Consider the following 6,902-nt stretch of genomic DNA (forward strand, 5'->3'; position numbering starts at 1 on the left):
TCAACGCACACTGCCACTGCCGGAAAAAAGCGGATTGAGACTGAAACCCACGCTCAGGCGGTGGTTACGATGGTCATAATCGATCATGCTCTCCCCATAGCCGTAGAAATATTGGACATGACCACGGACATTGCCAAAGAAGGGCCAGGAATAATCGAACTGTGAGCCCATGTTGCCCGCGCTGGGATTGCCGCGAACCATCAGGCTGGCTTCATGGTCGCCGTTGATCCGCCTTGCGACGGTGACATCGCCGTAGCCCATGTAGCGCTCGATGTCGGGGTTGTCATCGTCGCTCTCCGATTCCGGGATGCGCCAGTGCGGTGCGATGGCGACGGCCCAGTCTCCGCGCTGAAAGACGCTCTCGAGATAGGCGCGATTCCAGCTGCGGGACATCGACGAAGACCGACCGTTGGAGAGGTGGTTGAGGGAGAAGCGGTTGCGGGTATTGGTCCAGCCAAACAGGCGCCAGTCATTGTCCAGGTCGAGGAAGACCTCCGGTTCATAGTTGGTTTCCCGGAAGGGAGAGGAGGCATCGGTATTGTAGGCCTGCCACCAGCTGCGCTGGGTGTAGGCGAAGTAGAGGTCACCGGTGTCACCGAACAGGTCTTCAAGGATGTTGACCTTGGCGCTGAACTGGAACTTGACCTCGAGGTCGTTGGGACCGTTATCGGCCGAGATGTCACGAAATGCCGGATTATTGGGGTTGGTGGTGTAGCTCAGCGGCAAGAGGTAGTTGCGCCGATGGGTGGTGATGGCGAAGGGGTTCCGGGTCGACTCGCGCTCCAGCTGGCGACGTTGGGCTATCTCTTCCTGCACCGCTTCATCCTGGTCGGCTGCCGCGGCGGTCTCCTCGGGGAGAATTTCCAGCTGGCGCTGCAGGCTTTCCAGTTCGCTGGACAGGGCCTCGATACGGCTTTCAATGGCCTCTCTTTGAGCGTCGCTTTGGGCCAGAGCAACGAGCGGCAGTAAGCCCAGCAGACTGGTACCAGCTAACAGGATGGAACGAATGGTCATGAGGGCAACTCGAAGCGAGGCATTTGAGTTCCGTTTCTACCACGCCGGTGGCGCAAGTCAACTGCTGACGACAATCATTGCCAACTTCGTAGGGTAGGCCGAAAATCGTGCCGGGCAAGAAGCCCCTGTCACATAGAGGATATCGTGTACGCCATCCCCGTTTCTGCCGGTGCCATCCGGTTCACTTTCCTGGCGCTCTGTCTGCTGGTCGGTTTGCTGTTGCTGCCGGGTGCAGCGGTAGTAGCCGATGATGACTTGCCCGAGAGAGCGGCGGTAGAGGCACGCCTCGACGAACTTCGCCCCGCGGAAGGGGAAAGCGTCAGCGAAGCCGATCAGCGCGCTATCGATTCCTTGGAGGCGACGCTGGAAGCACTGGAGCAGTTGGCGGGGGTCGAGGAGCGCCTCACCGCTCTCGAGCAGCGTCTCGAGGAAGCCCCCGGCGAGCTGATGCGCCTCGAGCGGGAGCTCTTGCAGGAAGAGGAGGCCGCGCTGGATCGCTCGGCCACCGAACTGGATGACCAGCCGCTGGAGGAGCTCGAGTACCGCCAGCAGGAGGCGGTATTCGAGCTGCAGCAGCTGCAGGAGCGGCTGGCCGAGGTCAACAACCAGTTACTCTCTGCCCAGACGCTGCCGGAGCGAGCTCAGCAGGCCATCTCCGAGGCGATGCAGGCCGCTGAGCGCTCCCGACGCGCACTGGATGCGTTGGAGGGGCAGGGTCTGACCGAAGATGCGCCGGAGCTGTGGCAACGCCTGGTCGAGCGACGCCTGGCCGAGCGCTCCCTGAGGCTGCACCAGCGCCAACTGGGCAGCAATACACGACTGCGTGAGCTGGCTCAACAGCGGCGCGATCTGCTGACACAGCAGGTGGCACGCCAGGAGACCGAGCTCGCCATATTGCAGAGCGTCATCGACCGGCAGCGGCGACTCGCATCGGAACAGGCCATTGCCGATGCCGCCCGGGATGACCCGCTGCTCGAGGCCGGCCACCCGGTCCTGGAGCGGGCACAGCAGGTCAATCGTGAACTCAGTCTGGAGCTGCTGCGAGCCAATGACCGTATCAACGGTCTGGTGCGGGAAAGCCTGGCACTGCGCAGCCAGCTCGACCATGTGCGCCAGCTGCAGCGCAGTCTCAATGAGCAGATCGATGCCATCCGCGGCAGCCTGCTGCTGTCGCGGATTCTGCGTGAACAGCGTCGCTCGCTCCCCCAGGTGGATACGCGGGGCGACCTTCAGGATGAAATCGCCGACCTGCGCTTGAGGCAGTTCGACCTCGTGCGTCAGCGCGACATGCTGCGCCAGGGCGAGCGCCTGGCCAACCAGCGCCTGGAAGAGGCGGGGGTGGAGGTGACGCCGGCGCTGATCGAGTCGCTGCAGCACCTCTACCAGTCGCGGCGTGAGCTGGTGGATCAGCTCGAGCAGAGCTATGGCAACCTGTTGAGCTCGGCCATCGAGTTCCAGCTCAACCAGCAGCAGCTGTTGGAGACATCGAAAGAGCTGCGTTCCACCATTGATGAGCAGCTGTTCTGGATCGCCAATACCCGTCCGCTGGACCTGGCCTGGTTTCGGCAGCTGCCGGCGAACCTGGTGCTGGAGTGGCAGGAGGGGGAGTGGCGCGAGGCATTGCCCCATCACTGGCGGATCCCCGAAGCCAAGGCCCTGATCGGGCTGCCTTTCCTTTTGCTGTCGCTGGTGCTGCTGTGGTCACGCCGACGCATCCAGCGCAGGCTGGCGGCACTGCATGAGCAGATAGGGCGGCTGCGCAGCGATTCCCAGGGCCATACCCCCCAGGCGGTCGCGCTGAACGCATTGCTGGCGCTTCCCGGCCCCTTGGCCCTGGGTGGCCTCGGCGCGGCGCTGGTGGCCGATGGCCAGGGCATTGCCTCGGGGCTGGGGCAGGCCTTCTGGCACCTGGCCCTGGCCTGGGCCTTCATTGCCTGGTCACGGCGCCTGCTGGTTCGTGACGGCGTGGCGACCAAGCACTTCTACTGGCCGGCGGGGTATGTCGCCCGGCTGCGTGAGCTATTGCGATGGCTCGGCCTGGCGCTGGTGCCAATACTGCTGATCTCCACCCTGGCGCGGGATGGCGAGATCAGCGTCACCACGCGTCCCCTGGCGCTGACGCTGCTGCTCGGCGGACTGCTGGCCATGAGCGTGCTGCTGGCGCGCCTGATCATGGCCCATACGCCGTTCTTCGGAGTCAAGCTGTTCCGCCTGATCCTGGGGCTGATCCTGGCGGCGGTCCCGCTGGCGCTCATCGGCCTGATCGTTTCCGGGTACGAGTACACGGCGTTGAGTCTGGTGGGGCGCTTCGTCATCACGCTCTACCTGCTGGCCATGTGGATCCTGGTCGAGGCCACGGTGGTGCGCGGGCTGGCGGTGGCAGCCCGCCGACTTGCCTTCAAGCGAGCGCTGGCCCGTCGCCGTGCCCAGGTGCAGGAGGGGGCCGAAGGCGGGCTGGAAGTGGTGGAGGAGCCGCCGCTGGATATGGAGCAGATCAATCAGCAGTCGCTGCGCCTCTCCAAGCTGATCCTGTTGATCGGCTTTGCGCTGCTGCTCTATCTGGTCTGGTCGGACCTGCTGTCGGTCCTGGGCTATCTGGAGCGTGTGGCCATCTGGGAGGCGTCCGATGGCGTGGGGGCGGACCTGGTCACCAGCACTCTCTCGGTCGCCGATACCTTCACTGCACTACTGGTCTTCGGCCTCACGCTGATGATGGCGCGCAACCTGCCGGGCCTGCTTGAGGTGATGGTTCTGTCGCGGCTGGAGCTGAAGCAGGGTAGTTCCTATGCCATCACATCGCTGCTCTCTTATACCATCGTCGGCACCGGCCTCATCGTGGCACTGGCGACTCTGGGGGTGGCCTGGAGCCAGCTGCAGTGGCTGGTGGCGGCACTGGGGGTGGGCCTGGGTTTTGGCCTGCAGGAGATCTTCGCCAACTTCGTCTCGGGCCTGATCATTCTCTTCGAGCGTCCGGTTCGCATCGGCGACACCATCACGATCGGCAATCTCTCCGGTACGGTGAGCAAGATCCGCATACGGGCCACCACGGTGACCGATTTCGACCGCAAGGAGATCATCATTCCCAACAAGACCTTCGTCACCGACCAGCTGATCAACTGGTCGCTGTCGGATACGGTCACACGGGTGGTGCTCATATTCGGCGTGGCCTACGGCTCGGACCATCGATTGGTCCATCGCCTGCTGCGCGAGGCGGCCGACGAGAATCCGCGCGTGCTGGCCGAGCCCGAGCCGCAGGTCTTCTTCATGGACTATGGCGAGAGCACGCTGAACTTCGAGCTCCGCGTCTTCGTCAATTCCCTCGGGGATCGGCTCTATGCCACCGACGAGATCAATTGCCGGGTCGGTGAGCTGTTTGCCGAGCACGAAGTGGATATCGCCTTCAACCAGCTCGACGTATGGCTGCATCGTCACGATGGCGTCAGCAAGAAGGTGTTGAGTGAGCCGGGCGGTGAACGGGTCGATCCTTCTCATCCCGCTCCCGGGGCCCCTGGCGACCCCGGTGACATCAGCGCAGGTGACAGCGACGGTGGCGGGGATGGCGGGCGTTAGGTGCGCCTGACTAGTCTTTCTCTCCCCGCACGGCGTGCATCAGGAACTCCCGGTTGCCGTCGCCGCCAAGCAGGGGGCTCTCCTGCCAGTGGAGGATGCGGAAACCGGCGTCAGCGCAGCTGCTGCGAAGCCGCGTTTCCACGGCGAGGTAGCTTGCCGGATCCTTCACGATGCCGCGGCCATCAACGCCGCCCGCGCCGAGTTCGAACTGCGGCTTGACCAGGCTCAGCAGTTCACCGCCGGGGCGCAGCAGGCGGGAGAGCTGCGGCAGTATCAGCGTCTGGGAAATGAAGGAAACATCCATTACCGCGATGTCGGGTCCCTCGGCGCCCTGGGCGGCAAGAGCCGCCTGGAGTCGCGGTTCGTCGGCCATGGCCCGGGCGTTGAGACCTTCCAGGCAGGTGACCCGTGGTTCGCCGCGCAGCTCCGGGTCCAGCTGGCCGTGGCCTACCTCCACGCCGACCACATGGCGGGCACCGTAGCGCAGCGCGCAATCGGTGAAGCCGCCGGTGGACTGGCCCACGTCCAGTACCAGCCTGTCTCCGAAATCGAGCCCCAGCGCCTCGATCAATGCCTCTAGCTTGAGTCCTGCACGCGATACATAGCGCTCTTCCGGGTCTTCCGCGACCTTGAGGCGGCAATCCTCGGCCAGTTTTTCGCTTGGCTTGTCGAGCACCCGGCCGCTGCTGGCAACGCTGACGCGGCCGTTGCGGATCAGTCGCTGGGCCCGCGTACGCGAACGGGCGAGGCCCTGGCTGACGAGTAGCTGGTCGAGGCGGGGCATGGGCGTCTCCGGCAGTAAGGGGTGGCCAGAAGGAAGGTGGCAAGAAGCTGGACCGGCATTATGGCATACTCATTTCGTTAGCCGGTTAACAGAAGGGGGCAGGATGGGGCGCGTACCGGGCGGGGCAATGGCGAGATCATTGGGCATCGGAGCGCTGGGAGGACTGCTGTTCCAGCTCACCGGCCTGCCGCTGGCCTGGATGTTGGGTCCGCTGGTGGCCAACCTGCTGGTTTCGGCGCGGGGCGTCGATGTTCGTATTCCCGAAGGCCTGCGTGAGGCCTTTCTCGGCGTGCTTGGCCTGGTGCTGGGTAGCCAGGTTACGCCGCAGCTGGCCGAGCGGGTGCTGGACTGGCCGCTGTCGGCGGCACTGCTGCTCTTCGGTGTGGCGGTCTCCACCACGGCAGCGGCAGCCTGGTACCGACGCTGCGGCTTCGACCCGGTGAGCGCCTGGTACGCTTCGGCGCCCGGGGCCATGACAGCGATGATTCTCATGGGCGAGAAGTGCGGCGGCGATCCCCAGCGTATCGCCATTGCCCAGTCGCTGCGCATTATCCTGGTGGTGCTGTGGTTGCCACCCCTGTTCTGGCTCTGGGAAGGCGGTGCCGCCACCCAGGTCGAAGAGACGGCGGTGGTGTCGGCTCACCTCTGGATGCTGTTGATGTTGCCGCTGCTGATCGTACTGGGCAACCGGCTACGGCTGCCCAGCGCGTCCCTCTTGGCACCGCTGCTGTTCGCTGCGGTGCTGTCCGGCTTCGATATTGCCAGTCTCCAGCTCCCCGGTTGGGGCCTGAACGTGATGCTCTGGGTGCTGGGCAGTGCCATAGGCTCGCGGTTCCGGGGCTTGTCCCGGGCGCGCCTGGGTCGCTACCTGCTTGAAGCCGGCGTTGCGACGTTGCTGGCGCTTGGGGTACTGGCGCTGTTCGCCGAGGCGATCCATCGGCTGATCGGCGTGCCTCGCGACGTCGCCCTGCTGGCGCTGGCGCCAGGCGGCATCGGCGAGATGGCGATACTCGCCGTGGCGCTGGACATCGATCCTGTTTTCGTCGCCTTTCACCACCTGCTGAGAATGGTTGCCCTGATGGTGTTTGCGCCCTTCTGGGCGCGATATTTGATCAGCAGGGGAGTGCCAGGCAGCCGCTGAGGTGCGACATCGCGCCCGGTCTTAGGCTCTGTCCGAAAACTGGCTGCGCTCGGCCATACGGCGTTAAAAATCGGCTCAAAGTACTCATTTACACCCCGTAAACTCCGCTTTGGACTCGCGACATCCCTGTCGCTCGCTCTTCGAGCAGCGGAGCTGCCCAAATCGGCCGTCCTGCCGATTTGTCGCCGATTTTTGCCTTGCGACCCACAGGGATGTGGGAAGTGCGTTGGCCCGTAGGGAACGGGCCTAGCCCTGGCCTTCGCTCGCCGACTTTTCAGACAAAGCCTTGTGTCTCTCCGGGCTTGTTGATTAGCTACCAGCAGGCCTTGGCATCAGGGTGAGCATCCACAAAGCCTGAGGCGCTACAGCCTGGGACCTAGATTATGCCCCCTG

The 6,902-nt window shown here is 64.2% G+C and carries 4 protein-coding genes; 2 read left to right on the forward strand and 2 right to left on the reverse strand.

Annotation, left to right across the window (positions count from 1 at the left end; genetic code table 11):
* Complete coding sequence (locus DU505_RS09845; protein ID WP_114478806.1) at window positions 1-1,014, reverse strand: phospholipase A; 1,014 nt, start codon at window positions 1,012-1,014, stop codon at window positions 1-3.
* A gap of 144 nt (window positions 1,015-1,158) precedes the next feature.
* On the opposite strand from DU505_RS09845, the gene mscK reads away from it, so the two are divergent.
* Window positions 1,159-4,584, forward strand: coding sequence for a mechanosensitive channel MscK (mscK, locus tag DU505_RS09850; RefSeq protein WP_245947865.1), 3,426 nt, complete (start codon window positions 1,159-1,161; stop codon window positions 4,582-4,584).
* A gap of 10 nt (window positions 4,585-4,594) precedes the next feature.
* On the opposite strand, the gene DU505_RS09855 is transcribed toward mscK, so the two are convergent.
* Complete coding sequence (locus DU505_RS09855; RefSeq protein WP_114478807.1) at window positions 4,595-5,368, reverse strand: TlyA family RNA methyltransferase; 774 nt, start codon at window positions 5,366-5,368, stop codon at window positions 4,595-4,597.
* Between the two features lie 127 nt (window positions 5,369-5,495).
* Between DU505_RS09855 and DU505_RS09860 the strand changes: the two genes are divergently transcribed.
* Window positions 5,496-6,509 carry an AbrB family transcriptional regulator gene (locus DU505_RS09860; RefSeq protein ID WP_245947867.1) on the forward strand — a complete coding sequence of 338 codons (1,014 nt, stop codon included), beginning with the start codon at window positions 5,496-5,498 and terminating at the stop codon, window positions 6,507-6,509.
* Window positions 6,510-6,902 lie beyond the last annotated feature (393 nt).

This window comes from Billgrantia montanilacus (genome assembly GCF_003336675.1).
Lineage (GTDB): Bacteria > Pseudomonadota > Gammaproteobacteria > Pseudomonadales > Halomonadaceae > Halomonas > Halomonas montanilacus.